Consider the following 18,987-nt stretch of genomic DNA (forward strand, 5'->3'; position numbering starts at 1 on the left):
AGGGTTTTCAAAAAAGCTTGTTTTTTTGAAATAATAATGATAGGTTTACGCCCTTGAATCTTAGAATTTAACCTAATACCTATGAAAAAATTTATTGCATTAACTGCGATTATTGCCTTTATGGCTAGTTGTAACTCTGGAGATAGAGGGGAACTTGTTGGAGCTAAAGGTAAAAAGTGGTATCCAGAAAAGCCATACGGAATGACTTTAGTCCCAGGTGGAGCCTTTATTATGGGTAAATCTGGTGATGATTTTGTAGCAGTGCAAGATGCACCTACAAAAACAGTTACTGTTCGTTCATTCTACATGGATGAAACCGAAATTACGAATGCTGAATACCGTCAAATGGTTGAGTGGGTTCGTGATTCAACAATTAGATTAAAGCTTGCGATTCTAGCAGACGAAGTAGGTGCTACTCCTGGAGATGGAGAAGGTAGTATTGGAGATTTTGCATTTGTAGATAATACAGAAGAAGAAAAATCTGCTTACGATCAATACATGGAAGATAATTATTACGGTATGGGTGATGATTTTTATGCAGGCAGAAAAATTAATAATGATATTGATCTTATTTGGGATAAGCAAGAATACCCAGATGAGTATTACGTTGAGGTGATGGATAGCATGTATATTCCTGCTGAAGAAGCATATAATGGACAAACAACTATCGATGTTTCAAAATTGAACTTCCAATATACTTATATGGATATTCAAAAAGCTGCAAGAGATAAAACAAAAAGCAGAAAAGATTTTATCATTAAAGAAGAAGTGAACATTTATCCTGATACTACAGTTTGGATTAAAGATTTTAACTATTCTTATAATGAGCCAATGCATAATGATTATTTCTGGCATCAAGCATATAGTGACTACCCAGTTGTAGGAGTTTCTTGGAAACAAGCTAAAGCATTTTGCGCATGGAGAACATTATATAAAAATGGATATCAGAAAAAAAGAAAACGTAATTATGTAAATTCATTCCGTATGCCTGCTGAGGCAGAATGGGAATATGCTGCTCGCGGTGGTCTTCAAGGTGGAGATTTTCCTTGGGGTGGACCTTACACTAAAAATGATAGAGGTTGTTTCTTAGCAAACTTTAAACCATTACGTGGAGATTATGCTGCAGATCAAGCTTTATATACAGTAGAGGCAGATGCCTATGAGCCTAATGATTTCAACTTATATAATATGTCTGGAAATGTAGCAGAGTGGGTAGATAGCTCCTACGACCCCGCTTCTTATGAATATACTTCTACAATGAACCCTAATGTTAACGATGAAACGAATGCTCGTAAAGTTGTTCGTGGTGGTTCTTGGAAAGATGTCGCTTACTTTCTACAAGTAAGTACTCGTGATTATGAATATGCAGATTCTGCTCGTAGCTATATTGGCTTTAGAACTGTACAGGATTATATGGGAACAGATGTTGTTTTGAATCAAAACTTCGGTGACGCGAGATAAAACGTCAACTCTTACTTAAAACTTAAACTTAAATACTTACTAAACTAAACTTACTTATCATGGCAAACTCAAAAACTGGAAAAAAATTAATGAATATGGTATACGGACTTGGTGCCGCTATTGTAATCATTGGAGCATTATTTAAAATTATGCACTGGCCTTACGGAAATTTAATGTTAATTATTGGTCTTGTAACTGAGGCAATTGTATTTGCTATCTCTGCATTTGAACCTGTAGATGATGATTTAGATTGGGCTTTAGTATATCCAGAATTAGCTGGAGGTGCAGTTAGCGGGAAAAAAGCTAAGCAACAACCAGAAGATGCTCAAGGACTTTTATCTAAAAAATTAGACGAAATGTTAAAAGATGCACGTATTGATAGCGAATTGATGAATAGTCTTTCTACAAGCATTAAGTCTTTTGAAGGAGCTGCTAAAGGAATGGCGCCAACAGCAGATGCTATGAATTCTACTAAAAAGTATAGTGAAGAAATGGCAATGGCAGCTGCACAAATGGAATCATTAAATAGTCTTTACAAAGTGCAGGTTGAATCTACAAGCCGTCAAGCAGAAGCTAACGAGCGTGTTGCTGAAAACGCAGAGCAATTAAAAGCACAAATGGAGCACCTTACTACAAACCTTTCTTCTTTAAACGGAGTTTATGGAGGTATGCTTTCAGCAATGAATAGAAACTAGGGACTTTTCTCACATTTATAAATATAAAATTATAAGATAATGGCAGGAGGAAAACAATCCGCAAGACAGAAGATGATTAACCTAATGTATTTGGTATTCATCGCAATGTTGGCATTAAATATGTCAAAAGAAGTATTATCAGCTTTTGGTTCAATCAACGAAAAATTAGCTCGTTCTAATGAAAATTTTTCTAGTAAGAACGACGTAGCATTACTTGGTTTAAAAACAAGTGCAACTACTAGTGAAAAAGCTCAAAAAACAGCTGAAAAAGCTGAACAAGCTCACAAATTGTCTAATGAGTATTATGCTTATGTAGATACACAAAAAGCATTGCTTTTATCTGAGGTAGAGGATCCTACTGATTATGAAGCAATGGACAAGTCTAATTTTTTAGATGAGCTTTATTATAAAGGAGGTAAATTAACCGATGCAGGAAAAGAATATTTAGCTAAAATGGATACGTACCGAAATGGTATGCTTGCATTAACTGAGGCTAACAACCCTGTATTGGCTGCGCAGTTAAAGAAAGATTTTAGTACAGACCCTATCCCAAGTGGAGAAGGTGCTGATAAAGTGACTAAAGATTACATAAGTCATCACTTTGTAGGTTTTCCATCAGTTTCTTCTTTAACAAAAATGACTCAAACTCAAAATGATATTAAATCTGTTGAGAATGAATATTTGTCAAAATTGCTTGCAGGAGATTTGAAAGCTTTATCTGAAGTTTCAGAAGCAAATTATGAAACAGTAATGACAACTACTAAAGGAGCTTATTACTCAAGTGATAGTTTTGATGGTATAATTTCATTAGGTCGTGTTGATGAAACTACAAAGCCTGAAAGAGTTGAATTGAAAATTGACGGAAGAGATTTACGTGAAGATCAATATGAGTTTCAAGGTGGTAGAGTAGCGCTTAAAGTTGGTGCAGGTGGTGTAGGAGAGCACAAAATTACTGGTAATTTGATTTTCTTACAAGATGGAGAAGAAGTTGCTGTAAAAGTAGAGAAGAGCTATACAACAATTGGAAAACCTAATTCTGCAACTATTGCTGCAGATAAAATGAATGTAGTTTATCGTGGAGTTGCAAACCCAATGACAATTGATTTTGCAGGTATCGACCCAAGTAAAGTAAATGCTTCTGCACCTGGTCTTTCAAAAAAATCTGGAACGTCTTATACAATGACACCAGGTTCTGGTCGTGAAGTTAAAATTACTGTTAGTGCTACTTTACCTAACGGTGGTGGAGGTGTTAGTGATGCTGCAACATTCCGTATTAAAGATATTCCACGTCCTACAGGGACAATTCGTGGTGAAGATGGTGATGGTGGTTGTGTGCGCATGCAACGTCAAGGGCTTGAAAAGTCTAGCGTAGGAGCTGCATTACAAGACTTTGATTTTGATTTAAACCTTAATGTTACAGGATTTAGTTTCAAAGTATCTGGTCAACCTACTATCAAGGTTAGCGGAAGAAAACTAAACGGACAAGCCTCAGGAGCTCTTAAGAGAGCTAAACGTGGTGAGACAGTTCAAATTTTTGATATTAATGCTAGCATCGCTGGAAACAGTGGTTACAAATTGAAGAAAATCTCTCCTATTTGTATTGAGTTAACAAACTAAGATTAAAATAGATTATATGAAATTGACAAACGTAATTTTAGGTGCTTTTGCTGTTACAATGACAGTAGCTTCTGCAAATGCCCAAATCAATATCTTAAACTCCAAAACTCCTGAGGAGATTGGAGTTAAGACGCCAGATCAAATCGCGTATGATAACGATGAGGCATTACCTTATGGTTACGTTGATGAGCGTGATGTATTGTGGTCTAAATCTACATGGGAAATTATCGATCTTGATGAACGTGTAAACTTCCCATTGTACTATCCTATTGATACAAACAATATAGGTAGTGAAAGACGTTCTTTATATGATGTATTAGTGAAAAATATGCAAAATGGAAATATCCAAGATGTATATGCTGATTCATATTTTACTGAAAAACGTACATTAGATGATCTTGATGCTTCTTTAGTATATAGAGATACAACAGATTATGGTATAGACCAGTTTAATGCTGAGGGTCGTGTAGATGACGAGTATATTCGTGAATTTACCCTAGATGCTGCAGATGTTGAACAATGGAAAATACGTGGCCTTTGGTATATTGATAAGCGTCAAGGGGAGTTGAAGTACAGATTACTTGGTATTTGTCCAGTAGCTGGTGAAGCTCGTTCAAAAGCCTTTGGTGAAGATGATGGTATGGATAGTAAAGTTGATTTGTTTTGGGTTTATTTTCCTGCAGCAAGAGACGTACTACATAAAGCTAAAGCCTTTAATCGCAAGAATACATCACAACCTATTTCGTATGATCATTTATTAAACTCACGTCGTTTTCACGGCGTAATTTATAAAGAAGATAACGTTCAAGGAGATAGAGAAGTTAATGAGTACATTAATGATAATGCTTTAATGCAGTTGTTAGAATCAGATCGTATTCAAGAACAAATCAGAAATATCGAAATTGATCTTTGGAATTACTAATTTCCAATCAACTTTAAAATCAAAAAGACTGTCAGTAATGACAGTCTTTTTTTTTCCTTTTCATTAAAGTTTGCTGAATTCTAATTGAGAGGCATATTTTTAAAATTTTATTTTCATTTTGTCTGAGCTATATTTACAATGTGGAAAAAGTAGATTACATCCTCGTAGGATTAGGTATTGCAGGTATTGCATTTGTCGAGCAATTATTAAAATATAATAAATCGTTTATTGTGTTTGATGATTATAATGAAGGAGCAACAGCAGCTTCTGGGGGTGTATTAAACCCTACAATTCTTAAACGTTTTACTGCAGCATGGAATGCAGTAGAGTTTTTAGACACGGCAATACCATTTTATAAGACTATAGAGAATCGCTTAAGCATTAAAATAGTAAACTCATATCCCGTCTATCGAATTTTAAATAATATTGAAGAGCAAAACAACTGGATCGTTGCTAGTGATAAAAAAGAATTAAGTAGATTTCTTTCTTCGGAAATATTAAAAAATGAAAATAAATTTGTTGTTGCTCCTTTCGGGTTAGGAGAAGTAAATGATGCGGCAAAAATTAATCCTATACAATTAATTAATTTATATCGTACTTTTTTAAAGGACAATAACCATCATGTTTCCGAAGCCTTTAGGTATAAAGAACTTCATATTTCCGAAGAAAAAGTTATATATAATAATTTTGAAGCTGAAAAAATTGTATTCGCAGAGGGAGCAGGTGTAATTAATAATCCATTTTTCCCACTTTCAATTTCACCAAATAGAGACAAAGTCTTTGTCCCTAATAAAGGTGAGTATGTCATCATTAAAGCTCCGCAATTAAAGCTTAACGCAATTTTAAAAGGGGGGATGATGTTAATTCCATTAGGGGGCCACTTGTATAAAGTAGGCGCAAGTTATGGGCGAGATGAAATTGATGTTCATACAACTCAAAAAGCCCAAGAAAGCATTGTAGAAAAATTAGATAAAATGATTGATTGTGATTATGAGATAGTTAATCAAGTAGCGGGTGTGCGCCCTACGGTAAAGGATAGAAAACCTCTAATTGGCACTTTATTACAACATAAAAATGTAGCTTTTTTAAATGGATTAGGTACCCGTGGGCTCTCTATGGCGCCATTACTTTCCCAGTATTTATTTAATTACTTAGAACATCAAACACCACTTCCTAGTGAGGTTGATTTAAAACGATTTAAAACATAATTATGCTCTATTCCTACTCTTATCATACTTAAAGAAAAAGTTTATCCAAATATTACGAGAAACCCTTGCTATGACAGGAAGAAATATGAGTAATGTTATAATAATTGCAGTAAACGATATGTTACGTCCAAGTCCGAACATCCAATAACAAATTACAAAAGCCGCTGTTGCAAAAGCTATTCCTACTGCATAACTTACATACATTGCCCCGTAAAAAAAAGATGGTTCAATTTTATATTTAGTATCACAGGATGGGCATCTCTCGTGCATCTTTAAAGTTTGAGAAAGTTTATAAGGATTTTTCTCTAAATACATGTCACCATTATGACATACAGGGCACTTGCCTTTAAATATACTGTATAATTTTGTTCCTTTAAGCATAGTTTTTTTGTTTTAGCTTCCGCGAAAATGTTAAAGACATAATTTTAGCAGCAATGATTATAAAGTAAATAACAACTGCATTTCAATTTTTTTACCATTGTAAAATTAGGCATCTTTGCACCAAAATTACCCTACTCTCTATAAAATAATCTAATGCTTAATATCCATAATCTATCAGTCTCTTTTCAAGGCGAATATTTATTTGAAAAAATCACATTTCAACTCACGGGAGGAACGCGTGTGGGGCTTGTAGGTAAAAATGGAGCAGGGAAATCTACATTGCTTAAGATAATCTCAGGCGAACAAGAATATGATGAGGGCTCGATAGCAATGGACAAAGAGTTGTCAATTGGTTTTTTAAAACAAGACATCGACTTTACTAAAGGTAGAACGGTACTAGAAGAATCTTATCAAGCCTTCACAGAAATTAAAAAATTAGAAAAGCAACTTGCAGAGATTAATGAGCAATTAGCGACTAGGACAGATTATGAAAGTGAAGAGTATAATCAATTGATGATTGATTTAAATGAAGTGCAACATCAATATGAAATATACGGCGGTTACAATTATCAAGGAGAAACCGAAAGGATTTTACAAGGTCTAGGGTTTCAAAGAGAAGACTTTAATAAAGTAACCGAAACCTTTTCTGGAGGTTGGCGTATGCGTATTGAACTTGCAAAACTGTTACTTCAAAATAACGATATTCTACTGCTTGATGAACCTACAAACCACCTAGATATTGAATCTATTCTGTGGCTTGAAGAGTTTTTAAAAGGATATGTAGGGGCGGTAGTTGTGGTGAGTCACGATAAAATGTTTTTAGATAACGTAACTAATCGTACCATTGAAATATCATTAGGTAAAATTTATGATTACAATAAACCCTACACACAGTATTTAGTTCAAAGACAAGAGTTAAGAGAGCAACAATTAGCGGCACAAAAAAATCAGCAAAAACAAATAGAGCAAACGGAAAAATTGATTGAAAAATTCCGTGCGAAAGCTAGTAAAGCTACCATGGCACAATCCCTCATTAAAAAACTTGATAAAGTTGATAGGATTGAAGTGGATGAGGATGATAATAGTGTAATGTCTTTAAAGTTTCCTATTTCAAAAGTGCCTGGAAAAATTGCAGTAGAAATAGAAAATGTTTCAAAAAGTTATGGCAATAATCATGTGCTGCAAGGTGTCGATTTAACTATTGAGCGTGATTCTAAAATAGCTTTTGTGGGTCAAAATGGTCAAGGGAAATCTACACTTGCTAAGATTATTAATGACGAAATAGAATATGCAGGTTCTATGAAATTAGGTCACAATGTTGAGATTGGCTACTTCGCACAAAATCAAGCTGACTATCTTGATGGCACTAAGACAGTTGAGGATACTATGATTGATGCGGCAGATGAGCGTACAAGACCTTTAGTACGAAATATTTTGGGCTCGTTCCTTTTCCGAGGAGAAGAAGTTGATAAATACGTGCGTGTATTAAGTGGTGGAGAGCGTAATAGGCTTGCGTTAGCAAAATTATTATTACAACCATTTAATGTATTAGTAATGGATGAGCCTACAAACCACCTAGATATTAAGTCAAAAAATGTATTGAAGGATGCGTTGTTGAACTTTGAAGGAACGCTAATTTTAGTTTCTCATGATAGAGATTTTTTACAAGGATTGACAGATAAAGTTTATGAGTTTAAAGATCATAAACTAAAAGAATATTTAGGAGATATTGAATATTTTTTAGAAAAACGGAATATTGAAAACTTACGTGAAGCTGAAAAGAAAACTGTCGTAGCACAAGATGAGAAAAAACAAACATCTGGAAAACAATCCTACGAGGATCAAAAGAAACAGAAGTCATTGACAAATCGCCTAAGTAAAATTGAAGCAAACATCAATAAGTTAGAACGTGAAATTAAAGAAATTGATGTAGAGCTTGCTATTAATTATGATGCAACAATAGCTAAGGCAGACTTTTTTAAAAATTACCAAGCAAAAAAAGATAAAATAGGCACCCTCATGGAAGATTGGGAAAATGTGACTATGAAGCTTGAAAAATTGGGATAGGCTTCTTTTTTATTAAGAAAGATTTAACGTAATCCATTCTTTTGGAACTGTACTTTTGAAGTCTAACATTCAATAAGTTCAGCATGCGAAATATCATACTTATTCTTCTGGGGGTTCTTTTAATAGTAGGAGCTGTCTTAGGGTCTAATTATTTAATTGAGAATAACAATAAGCCAAAGCCTGTTATTGAGAAAGTAGTAAGTACTGTTTTTGTAAAAGAAGCAAAAAATGATACCGTCGCCATTCTTATTCCAGCAAATGGAACTCTAGAAGCAAAAAATAAGTTAGAGTTATTTGCAGAAGTTCAAGGGCTCTTTCAAAGTAGCGCTCAAACATTTAAAGCGGGTCAACCCTTTAATAAAGGACAAACACTTATTAGTATTAATGCAGCAGAGTTTTACGCTTCAGTTCAAGCTTCTAAAAGTGAATTTATTAATCTGGTTACTTCTTTAATGCCAGATCTAAGGTTAGATTATCCAGAAGCATTTCCTACTTGGGATTCATATTTAAAATCTTTGAAAGTTGATGGTAGTTTACCGCCTTTACCAGAAATAAAGACAGATGCTGTAAATTATTTTATCACTGGGCGAGGTGTTCAAGCATCTTATTATTCTATTAAAAATTTAGAACAACGCTTGGGTAAATATTCTATTCGCGCCCCTTTTAATGGTATTTTGACTGAAACATTAGTGACAAAAGGTACTTTAGTGCGTCAAGGTCAGAAATTAGGTGAATATATTGATACATCTGTTTTTGAATTAGAATTGGCGATTGCAAAAGAGTTTAGCGATTTATTAGAGTTGAATGAAGAAGTTTCATTAGCTGTCCCAGAAAGTGATGAAACTTATAAAGGTAAAGTAAGTCGTATTAATGGAAGAATAGACCCTGCGACTCAAACTATAAAAGTTTTTGTAGAAGTTAAAAATGAAAATCAAGATTTAAAAGAAGGTATGTATCTAGAAGCTCAACTTGAAGCTAGAAAACAAGAAAACGCCATAGAGATATCTAGAAAATTGCTTGTTGATGAGAATAAAGTTTTTGTTGTAAAAGATACCGTACTTGATTTGATTAAAATTAATCCAGTTTATTTTGCACCAAACAAAGTAGTTATTCAGGGTATACCAGATGGCTCAAAATTGGTATCAAAACCCATTCCAGGGGCATATGTTGGTATGTTAGTTAAAATTAATGAAGAGACAAACAACCAATAAATAATGAAAAAAGTAATTAGTTATTTTATTAAGTATAGTGTTGCAGGAAATGTTCTCATTCTTGCATTCATTATTTTTGGTATCGTTGGATTATACCAGTTAAAATCATCCTTTTTTCCATTACAAGATTCTGAGATTGTAACAATAAATGTCGCATACCCAGGTGCTGCACCTGAAGAAATTGAAGAAGGTGTTATTCTAAAAATAGAAGATAATCTTAAAGGTTTAATAGGTGTTGAGCGAGTAACCTCTACCTCAAGAGAAAATGGCGGTAGTATAACTGTGGAAATTGAAAGTGATGAAGACATAAATGTCATGCTTGCTGAAATAAAAAACGCAGTAGACAGAGTGCCTAATTTCCCCACAGGAATGGAGCCGCTAGTAGTTGCAAAGCGAGAAAACGTGAGGCAAACTATTGATTTTGCTATTAGTGGAAATCAGATTGAACTAGCTTCCTTAAAACAAATAGGACGCCAAGTGGAGAATGATTTGCGAGCGATGGATGGTATATCACAAATAACTGTTTCTGGCTATCCTGAGGAAGAAATTGAAATAGCCGTACGAGAAAATGATTTGCTTGCTTATGATTTAAGTTTTGCTGAAGTTGCTCAGGCAGTATCCCAATCAAATATTTTAACTACCGGCGGAAATATTAAAACAACAGCAGAAGATTATTTGATTAGAGCTAATAACCGTAGCTATTATGGTGATGAATTAAATAACTTAGTAGTTAGAGCAGACCAAAATGGAACTGTTGTTAGACTACAAGACGTTGCAACAATTAGTGATAGATTTTCTGAAACGCCAAATGCCTCTTATTTTAATGGAAATGTTGCCGTAAATATAGAAATTACAAACACCAATAATGAAGATTTAATTACTACCGCAGATAAAGTAAACGAATACGTAGAGGAATTTAATCAAAAATATACGGGAGTTCAAATAGATGTAGTAAGTGACTCATCTATACGATTGAGTGAACGAACACAACTTTTAGTTGAAAACGGTGCGATGGGGATTATATTAGTACTGCTTTTCTTGTCTATCTTCTTAAATACACGTTTGGCATTTTGGGTTGCATTTGGATTGCCTATTTCATTTTTAGGGATGTTTATATTTGCGGCTCAATTTGGAGTAACTATAAATGTATTATCATTATTCGGGATGATAATTGTGATTGGTATTTTAGTGGATGATGGTATTGTAATTTCAGAAAACATCTATCAGCATTATGAGCGAGGAAAGACGCCAGTACAAGCTGCAATTGATGGAACTATGGAGGTTTTGCCTCCAATTATTTCTGCTATTTTAACTACGGTCTTAGCCTTTTCAACCTTTTTGTTTTTAGAAGGGAGGATAGGTGATTTTTTCAGTGAAGTATCGGTGATTGTAATTTTAACCTTATTAGTGTCATTGGTTGAAGCATTAATAATATTACCCGCACACATCGCTCATTCAAAGGCCTTGGTTAAAACTTCCGAAGAAGAACAAAAGAAGAAAAAAGGAATAGCAAAATTATTTTTAAAACTTAGAGTTGTAAATAAATATGGAGACAGATTTATGAGATATCTTAGGGATAATCTTTACAGTCCTGTTTTACGGTTTTCTTTAAATCAAAAATTTTTAACCCTAGCTATATTAGTAGCTTTGATGATAATAACGATAGGATCTTTTGGTGGTGGAATAATAAGAGGTGCTTTTTTTCCAAGCATAGCGAGTGATAGAGTAAGTATAGATTTGTTAATGCCAGAGGGGACAAACCCTAAGATAACAGATTCAATTATTACAATGGTTGAAAAGGCAGCGTGGAAAGTTAATGATGAGTACACTGCAAAACAGACAGGTAATAAACAAGTTGTAGAAAATATTATAAAGCGAGTAGGTCCTGGTAATAACAAAGCATCACTTAATGTAAACCTTTTACCAGGGGAAGAAAGAGATTTTGCATCTCCAGATATAACAAATTCAATTAGAGCAGCAGTAGGTGAGGTTTATGGTGTAGAGCGTTTAACATTTGGTTCTGGTGGAAATTTTGGAGGAAGCCCTGTTTCAATATCTTTATTAGGTAATAACAGTACCGAATTAAAACAAGCAAAAGAAGAGTTAAAGTTAGTATTAGAAAACAATAGTCTTCTAGCCGATGTTTCTGACACAGACCCTGAAGGGATTAAAGAAATTAATATTGAATTAAAGGAAAATGCCTATGCCTTAGGTTTAAACTTAAGAGATGTAATGGGCCAAGTTCGCTCTGGGTTTTTTGGATTACAAGCCCAGCGCTTTCAGAGAGGACAGGATGAAATAAGAGTTTGGGTTAGGTATGATAGAAAAAACAGAGAATCTATCAATGATCTTGATGATATGCGTATTGTGACACAAACGGGACAAAGAGTTCCTTTTGGTGAAATAGCAACGTATACCATAAAAAGGGGAGATGAGAGTATTAGCCATCTTAATGGTCAGCGTGAAATACAAGTAAACGCAGATTTAAAAGACCCAAAAGGAAGTCCTACTGAAATTTTAGATGATTTAAGAAGCAATGTAATGCCAGACTTGCTTTCAAAATACCCCACTGTTTCGGTTTTATATGAAGGTCAAAATAGAGAAGCTAACAAGTTGACAAACTCAGCAAAAACAGCGGTGCCAATTATTCTGTTTTTAATTTATGTAGTAATAGCTTTCACCTTTAGAAGTTACAGTCAACCACTTCTTTTAATGCTTTTAATACCATTTAGCTTTATAGCAGTTGCTTGGGGTCACTTTCTTCATGATTTCCCAGTAAATATTTTGTCAGCTCTTGGTATCATTGCGCTAATAGGTATTATGGTAAATGATGGATTAGTGCTAATTGGTAAATTTAATTCCTATCTTAAAGAAGGGATGAAATTTGATGAAGCACTTTATGAGGCAGGGCGTTCAAGGTTTAGAGCTATATTTTTAACATCATTAACAACAATTGCAGGAATTGCTCCTTTGTTGCTTGAAAAAAGTAGACAGGCACAATTTTTAAAGCCAATGGCTATTTCAATAGCTTACGGAATAGGCATTGCTACCATATTAACACTTATCATATTACCTGTTTTACTTGCGATGACAAATAGTATTAAAACAAAAGGTACTTGGTTAGCTACAGGAAAAAAAATAGAAAAGGAAAGTGTTGAACGTGCTATAAAAGAACAAAATGAAGAACATTAATATAGTATTCATAGTTGTTATTGCTTTTTTCTTCGGAAATGTGACTGCTCAAGAACTTGATGTGCTTACAAAGCAAGAGGCGATAGCCGAAACATTGCAGAATAACTTCGGAATTCAGATTGCAAATAATAATTTAGATGTTGCTGATAATAACCAAAATATTTTAAACTCAGGATATCTTCCTTCTTTGACTGGTAACGCTGGGGCAACGTATGATTTACAAAATCAAAAAGCAGTTACTCAAGATGGAGAAATTAGAGAGGTAAATGGGGCAGAAACTACACGGTATAATGCTTCTGTAAATTTAAATTATACGCTCTTTGATGGATTGGGGAGGTACTATGATTATAAAGCTTTAAAAGAAGAATATAATTTAAGCGAGCTTCAAACTCGAGAGACCATTGAAACTTCTGTATTACAATTATTTAGTGTGTATTATGAAGTAGCCCGGTTGACAGAAAATATCACAGTGCTCGAAGAGGTTTTTGCAAATACAAAGCGTAGACTTAAACGCGCTGAATATGCTTTTGAGTATGGGCAAAACAATAAATTAGACGTGCTTAATGCAGAAGTTGATATAGTGACAGATAGTATTAACTTAATGAACGCTAGGCAACTTTTATCAAACACTAAAAGAGATTTAAATGTGGTTGCTAATGTAGCATTAGAGCGCACATTTGCTGTTGATACCACAGTGATATTTATTCCATCATTAGTTTTAAGCGAGTACGTTAATGATGTTGAAAATAGTAATGTAAGATTACTACAAGCAGAAAAGAATAAGAATATAACGGAGCTCAATTATAAAGCGAGTAAATCTATTTTTTTACCTTCATTAGGGTTGACAGGTTCTTATGGTTGGAATGAGGGTAACTTTCCATCAACTAGTTTCCAAGCATCAAGTACATCAACAGGTTTATCTGCTGGATTAAATTTAAGTTGGGATTTGTTTGATGGCGGTCGTGGAATAACAACCGTTAAAAATTCAAAAATTGCAATTTCTAATCAAGAAATATTTCAAGAGCAATTTAAAAAAGAGGTAAAACGAGATATTGCAAATGCTCAGGGAGATTATTTAAATAGACTACAAATTTTTCAATTACAAGAAAAAAATGTGAGCACTGCTGCCAATAATTTTGAACGCAGTAATGAACGTTATAAATTAGGACAGATATCTTCAGTTGAACTACGACAGGCTCAAGTAAACCTTTTAAATGCAAAAACTGATAAAAACCTTGCAAAATATCAAGCAAAATTAGCTGAGTTGCAAGTGTTGCAGTTGGCTGGTCAATTATTAAATATTGATTTTTAATACTCTTATTATTAGTTGTTGTTAAATTTCGGCGAAAGCCTTATTCTATTTAAAGCTTAAGGATTGTTATTATGTACGAACACTATTTTCAATGTCCTTATTGTTGGGAAGAGATTTCCATGTTGTTAGACCCTTCTACAAATACTAGTTATGTGGAGGATTGCGAAGTATGTTGTAATCCTATTCAAATAACAACGGATTTTGAAAACATGGAGCTTCAAAGTTTTAATGCTGAGGATATTGAGCAGTAAATTTGTATATTTACAATATACGCTAACACCATGCTCTCGACTTTTTCTTTTTCTGAAAATACAATAGGTTTCTTAATTACTGGACAATTTAACAGTGCGACTATTGATGAACTTCAAGAAATTATTCTTGAAAGAATTGAATCACACGGTACCATTAATTTGTTTATGGAAGATGATGGGATTGAGAATTTTACATTATCAGCAGTAATGCAAGAAATTTATTTTAAGCATAAAAATTCGACAAATATTGATAAAATTGCTATTGTTAGTGATCATAAATGGATGTCTATATGTGTGACTTTTGAAAATCTATTTTTAAGTTCTAGAGTTAAACATTTTACGATTGAGAATAGATTAAATGCGCTTAATTGGATTTCTCGTCCTGACTAATCTTTCTTTCCATCACCAGTGAGAGTATCTAATAACCCACTTTGAATATTAAGCCAGATATAATTAAATATTGACTTTGTTTTGTCTGGTGATACATTTGCAACTCCTTCTCTAAATCTATCAACTTCATCTTTGCTATCTTTTTTCACAAAGATGTTTGCAATTGCAGAAAGGACCTTGTTTTTTTTATTTCCGTTCTTAGTTAAGATGTTGACTTTTAGGTTCTCATAATTTAGTCTCATATCTGCACTTGAAGCATTTGATGTGCCTGATATTGTAGTGTAAACTTTATGAATTTTTCCTTCTATGTTGACATTCAAATTAGGTTTTGTAAACGTATTTAATCTTTCAATGGGAAGTGATGAGGCGTCAAACTTGAATAAAAATTGGTCTGAAATATCATGTACATTAAAACTCCAATCTACGTTAATAGGAGCTGCCTGCATGAAATTTGCTTTAACTTTGATTTCTGTTTTTATAGCTTTGTCATAAATGTTTCCTACATTATAGATAGATGCGTACATACTATCAAAATTGATTTCCCCAGCATTATTTCCAGCTTTAACTTTCTCTTGATAAGTAAGAGTTGCATTTTCAATTTTTACAACATCGACCGCTAAAGCTATAGGAAGATTTCTGAGCATTTTGCTATAGAGGGGCTTAATTTTTGGGTCGTCTGCGACAAGTTTGTCTCTATATATCGTCGCTGTAGGATTCTTTAGAGTGATCAAATCACTTTTAACATAGAGTTTATTTTCTTTAAAGCCGAAATCTATTGCGTCAATTTTAAGTTGTGGAATAAGAAGATTAAAATGGTCTCTTTCCGTATTTATGTTTTTAGATAATTGAGCTTTTGAGTATTTCGTTTTTAAAGTAATATTATTGAGTGTTGCTTTATTGTGTTTCACTATTATTTTAGCAGTGGTAAGATTTTCAAATTTGTTAGATTTCAGAAAAACAGAGTCTGCTTCTACCTCATATTCGCTAAACTCTAAAGGAATTTTTCTTTTTAATGTTTCTTGATTTATAAGGATATCGTCTAATTCAACGGTTACATTTTCGGCATATAAGAAAAGACTATCCTTAGATTTGTCAAAGATGTTTAAGGTTGCATTATCGATGCTTAATTCTTCAATTATAACGTCTTTATAAAGTTTTAATGGCTTAGAGTCTGTGGAATCTTTTGAGCTTTTGTAAGTGTCTTTATAGTATGTGATAATAGGTTTTTTAAGTTTGATGTCTTCAATTACTATTTTTTTATTAAATAGATATTGCCAGTAACTCACATCTTCAATGATAAAAGCATCTAAACTTACTAAGGTGTGTTTTTCTTTCGTTTTTTTGTCACTAATTGAAACTGTTATATTATTTAGAGTTATAGTTCCCTCAAAGGTATTGAGGTTCATCTTTTCATAGCTTTGTTTAATATTTTCAGGCAAACGAGTAGCTAAAAAATTTTCTACTTTGCCTTTTATAATGCTATTTACTGTTATTAATGTAATGACATAAATTACAATTGAAGTAAGTATTATATATATAATCCAGCGTAGTGTTTTCTTCATAGATTAAATTTAATGAACCTTTTTAGTTATCAAGTAGATTTAAGATAATTTTTGGAATTTATTTTTCATATTTTGTTGTTACTTCTCAAAAACCTTGTATCTTTGCAGTCCAAAATAAACTGGACGGTATTATGAGCCGTAAGTTAAGAGCTAAGTTGGTTGTTTTGTATTACATATCGCGGGATAGAGCAGTAGGTAGCTCGTCGGGCTCATAACCCGAAGGTCACTGGTTCGAGTCCAGTTCCCGCTACAAAGGCTTAAGTGCCATGACTAAAAGGTTAAGTTCACTCTTAACCTTTTTTTTATGCCCAATATTAACGAATTGATTATCTTGGAACACAGAAATGAACACGTTTTAGAACACACTATCGACTACTCTATCCCAAAAATTTATGATGCAAATGGTGACCTCTCCAAGCGATGGTATGTATATTTTACCTATCGAAATCCTGAAACAGATAAACTCACTCGCCAGAAGAATATCTACGGAACGGCACACAAATTAAAAAATAAGGAAGACAAGTTACATCTCTTGACGGCATACAGAAAAAGTCTTCTTAGTTTATTGAAAAAAGGGTATAGTCCTTATTCCGATAACATTGAACTTCATCGCAGTTTGTCTACTGAAAGTGTAATTACTAAACTTAAAACGTCTACAGTTGAACCTAGTACTTTATCGCAAAGCCCTTTAAATACGATTAATGCTGTATATCCAACTGCTACAATTAATCAAATTGCAGGAATTAAAATTACAGCCGCTTTTGAGAAATCTTTAGCATTAAAGAAGCATACTGTAAGTGAACGAACATTAAAGGATTATAAAACTTCGGTTGATAATCTTAAATTGTGGTTAAAGAAGGAACAGAAGAGCGTGATGTATATTCACGAAGTATCCAAGAGTATTTTAATCAGTTATTTAAATAGCATTTTAGAACGCAGTAGTGCTAGAAACAGAAATAATCATCGCACCAACCTAAGCAGTGTATTCCAAATATTAGTAGACAATGATATTTTAGCAGAAAATTATTTAAAGGAAATTAAACCCCTAAGGTCAGTGCCGAAAAGAAATAGAGGGTATTCAGAAAAACAACAGAAAGAAATTTTCAATTATCTAAATAAAAGAGACCCTTTGTTACTGCTCTATATTAAATTTATTTCATATGCTTTTTTAAGACCTATTGAAGCGTGTAGGTTAACAATTGGAGATGTGGATGTTGAAAATAAAAGGCTCACTTTTAAAGCGAAAAACAAAGCGCATAAAACTAAGATTATCCCTCAATTACTGTTGGATGAAATGCCAGATTTGACTAGATTACCAAAATCATATCCTTTGTTTTCGCCTGATGGAATTGGTATGGCTTGGGATGCTACCGTTGAGAGCAGACGTGACCATTTTTCGAAACGCTATAAAGATGTTGTTAAAGACCATTATGGGTTTAATGAAAATTATGGATTATATAGTTTTAGGCATACCTACATTACTAAACTATATAAAAGTTTTAGTAGTACAATGGCTCCCTTTGCTGCAAAAAGTAAGTTAATGCTCATAACAGGACATACTACAATGACCGCCTTAGAGAAATATTTACGAACTATCGATGCAGAAATGCCCGAGGATTATTCAGATATGCTTTAAATATGAAAAGTAAAGATATTTTCAAAAAACTTTTAGACAACTAATTGAACAATCGGTTTTCTACTTTCCAAAGGATGGCTTAGATGAGAGAGTAAGAGGTTTGATAAAAGGCCCTATAGACCCTTATTTAGGATCTCTAAATTATTTTAGCAGCACTCGTGTAATTAAGTCTTTGCAAGTTCCTAAACACATGCAAAAAGTGTTTTTTAAAAGGCAGATTTTAGATGATATTATTTTTGATATAACTGATTTGCAAGATGAAGTGACCAAACAAAAATTTGATACGGTAATCAATAAATATATTTTATGGTTGAATGCATTTTGCTATTATAGCGAAGCAATGCTTAATGATATCTATTCATTATTTCCAAACATTGTTGAGAACGAATATTTAGCATTTAAATACCAATACTTTAATTTCTTGGAACATCGTGAAAGCATCCTTGAAATTTGTAATATACAGAATTCAAAGCCATATTCGTTGGATGATATTGTTTCGCTAAGTAATTTGACCGCTATTGATTCTAAACCAGACGAATTCTACGATTTTTCTAACGAGAAACTTTACGTACCAAAAGTGTATTCAATGCCTAACATAGGTTTTCAAAATGTTGAACAATTTCTTTTAGAAAGTGTATTTAATATAAAGAGCAAGTAAGTTGTGTTATTAAAATTGCAACCTAGCAACCTAGCAACCTAGCAACCTAGCAACCTAGCAACCTAGAAAACCTAGGTTGCTGGGTTGCACTAGGTTTTTCTGGAATATACAGAATATATATAAGTTTGTATTTCAGACTGTTGGATCCAAACTCATTGTAATTTGATCATCTATTAGTTGAGTTTTACTAGGTTGATTAAAATTGTAATTATAAAACAATTTAGTAATTATTAATATCAAACACAATCAATAACATTTCATATTGTGATAAACTAATTAGACCGTAGAATCAAATGAAACTATCACTTACTAATCCATCAAATTTGTAAAGTTTGTATTGAAGTTTTAGTTAGATTGTAAAGGAAACTCCATTAATATTGTGCAACAAATTTCATGATAACATTACTAATGCAAATAATTGCCT

Annotated in this window: 15 protein-coding genes and 1 tRNA gene; 14 read left to right on the forward strand and 2 right to left on the reverse strand. The window is 33.2% G+C overall.

What is annotated here, in order from left to right; all coding sequences use genetic code 11:
* Positions 1-81: 81 nt before the first annotated feature.
* The 5 genes from porK to GB234_RS04705 all read left to right on the forward strand — a co-directional run bounded on the left by porK (position 82) and on the right by GB234_RS04705 (position 5,903).
* Positions 82-1,461, forward strand: coding sequence for a T9SS ring complex lipoprotein PorK/GldK (gene porK / locus GB234_RS04685; protein ID WP_151893354.1), 1,380 nt, complete (start codon positions 82-84; stop codon positions 1,459-1,461).
* A 59-nt stretch (positions 1,462-1,520) separates the two neighbouring features.
* Positions 1,521-2,156 (forward strand): type IX secretion system motor protein PorL/GldL, encoded by a 636-nt coding sequence (gene porL, locus GB234_RS04690; RefSeq protein ID WP_151893355.1) that lies wholly within the window; start codon positions 1,521-1,523, stop codon positions 2,154-2,156.
* Positions 2,157-2,195: 39 nt separating this feature from the next.
* Positions 2,196-3,773 (forward strand): type IX secretion system motor protein PorM/GldM, encoded by a 1,578-nt coding sequence (gene porM, locus GB234_RS04695; RefSeq protein ID WP_151893356.1) that lies wholly within the window; start codon positions 2,196-2,198, stop codon positions 3,771-3,773.
* Positions 3,774-3,789: 16 nt separating this feature from the next.
* Positions 3,790-4,695, forward strand: a complete 906-nt coding sequence (gene porN / locus GB234_RS04700; RefSeq protein WP_151893357.1) for a type IX secretion system ring subunit PorN/GldN — start codon at positions 3,790-3,792, stop codon at positions 4,693-4,695.
* Between the two features lie 140 nt (positions 4,696-4,835).
* The gene (locus tag GB234_RS04705) at positions 4,836-5,903 is read left to right on the forward strand and encodes an NAD(P)/FAD-dependent oxidoreductase (RefSeq protein WP_172966840.1); all 1,068 of its coding nucleotides are present in this window, start codon (positions 4,836-4,838) and stop codon (positions 5,901-5,903) included.
* On the opposite strand, the gene GB234_RS04710 is transcribed toward GB234_RS04705, so the two are convergent.
* Positions 5,904-6,284, reverse strand: coding sequence for a DUF983 domain-containing protein (locus GB234_RS04710; protein ID WP_151893359.1), 381 nt, complete (start codon positions 6,282-6,284; stop codon positions 5,904-5,906).
* A gap of 153 nt (positions 6,285-6,437) precedes the next feature.
* On the opposite strand from GB234_RS04710, the gene GB234_RS04715 reads away from it, so the two are divergent.
* From GB234_RS04715 to GB234_RS04740, 6 genes are all read left to right on the forward strand, one after another.
* Positions 6,438-8,351 carry an ABC-F family ATP-binding cassette domain-containing protein gene (locus GB234_RS04715; RefSeq protein WP_151893360.1) on the forward strand — a complete coding sequence of 638 codons (1,914 nt, stop codon included), beginning with the start codon at positions 6,438-6,440 and terminating at the stop codon, positions 8,349-8,351.
* An 83-nt stretch (positions 8,352-8,434) separates the two neighbouring features.
* On the forward strand, positions 8,435-9,562 hold the full coding sequence (locus tag GB234_RS04720; RefSeq protein WP_151893361.1) for an efflux RND transporter periplasmic adaptor subunit: 1,128 nt from the start codon (positions 8,435-8,437) through the stop codon (positions 9,560-9,562).
* Positions 9,563-9,565: 3 nt separating this feature from the next.
* Positions 9,566-12,754 (forward strand): efflux RND transporter permease subunit, encoded by a 3,189-nt coding sequence (locus GB234_RS04725; protein WP_151893362.1) that lies wholly within the window; start codon positions 9,566-9,568, stop codon positions 12,752-12,754.
* Positions 12,741-14,066 (forward strand): TolC family protein, encoded by a 1,326-nt coding sequence (locus GB234_RS04730; RefSeq protein ID WP_151893363.1) that lies wholly within the window; start codon positions 12,741-12,743, stop codon positions 14,064-14,066. Before GB234_RS04725 ends, GB234_RS04730 begins: the two co-directional genes overlap by 14 nt.
* A 71-nt stretch (positions 14,067-14,137) precedes the next feature.
* Positions 14,138-14,317 carry a zinc ribbon domain-containing protein gene (locus GB234_RS04735; RefSeq protein ID WP_151893364.1) on the forward strand — a complete coding sequence of 60 codons (180 nt, stop codon included), beginning with the start codon at positions 14,138-14,140 and terminating at the stop codon, positions 14,315-14,317.
* A gap of 30 nt (positions 14,318-14,347) precedes the next feature.
* Positions 14,348-14,707 carry a SpoIIAA family protein gene (locus GB234_RS04740; RefSeq protein ID WP_151893365.1) on the forward strand — a complete coding sequence of 120 codons (360 nt, stop codon included), beginning with the start codon at positions 14,348-14,350 and terminating at the stop codon, positions 14,705-14,707.
* Here the strand turns inward: GB234_RS04740 and GB234_RS04745 are convergent.
* Positions 14,704-16,269, reverse strand: coding sequence for an AsmA family protein (locus GB234_RS04745; protein ID WP_151893366.1), 1,566 nt, complete (start codon positions 16,267-16,269; stop codon positions 14,704-14,706). The genes GB234_RS04740 and GB234_RS04745 overlap by 4 nt on opposite strands.
* Before the next feature lie 177 nt (positions 16,270-16,446).
* Between GB234_RS04745 and GB234_RS04750 the strand changes: the two genes are divergently transcribed.
* From GB234_RS04750 to GB234_RS04760, 3 genes are all read left to right on the forward strand, one after another.
* Positions 16,447-16,519: transfer RNA gene (locus GB234_RS04750), tRNA-Met, on the forward strand.
* 54 nt (positions 16,520-16,573) lie between these two features.
* Positions 16,574-17,905 (forward strand): tyrosine-type recombinase/integrase, encoded by a 1,332-nt coding sequence (locus tag GB234_RS04755; RefSeq protein WP_151893367.1) that lies wholly within the window; start codon positions 16,574-16,576, stop codon positions 17,903-17,905.
* Between the two features lie 190 nt (positions 17,906-18,095).
* Positions 18,096-18,563: a hypothetical protein gene (locus tag GB234_RS04760; RefSeq protein ID WP_151893368.1), complete on the forward strand. Its 468-nt coding sequence runs from the start codon at positions 18,096-18,098 to the stop codon at positions 18,561-18,563.
* Positions 18,564-18,987: the final 424 nt, after the last annotated feature.

This window comes from Patiriisocius marinistellae, assembly GCF_009014635.1.
Classification (GTDB): Bacteria; Bacteroidota; Bacteroidia; order Flavobacteriales; family Flavobacteriaceae; genus Patiriisocius; species Patiriisocius marinistellae.